The organism is Corynebacterium sp. c3Ub_189 (genome assembly GCF_039907195.1).
GTDB lineage: Bacteria > Actinomycetota > Actinomycetes > Mycobacteriales > Mycobacteriaceae > Corynebacterium.
Window position 1 is genome coordinate 1 of record NZ_JASBOF010000077.1, and the last position, 372, is coordinate 372.

The 372-nt window shown below is 54.0% G+C and carries 1 pseudogene; it reads left to right on the plus strand.

The features are described 5' to 3' along the window. A pseudogene (locus QKD99_RS11585) lies at window positions 1–222 on the plus strand (IS110 family transposase); the annotation flags it as partial. Window positions 223–372 lie beyond the last annotated feature (150 nt).

Consider the following 372-nt stretch of genomic DNA (forward strand, 5'->3'; position numbering starts at 1 on the left):
CAACAAAAATTAAAGAACGCCCTATGGCAATCGTCTTTTGCATCGATCAGATTCCACGAGCGTTCCCGGCAATTCTATGAACGAAAACGCAAAGACGACAAAAGACACAACGCCGCAGTCGTCGCACTCGCACGCCGACGCCTCAACGTCCTCTTCGCCATGATGCGAAACGGCGAGCACTACCGAGACATCCCCACAATCCAGAAGGCCGCAGCAGCCTAAAGCCACCAGACCCCCATCCAAGCCGATTGCACAGCAAGCCCAACCGGCTCCTCAAGGTACCCAAAACAACATCTACGAGACGAAGCAGAAACCCTTCACACCACCAACAAGCCCACCCACGGAGTTGACAACCTATATAGGAACACCCCC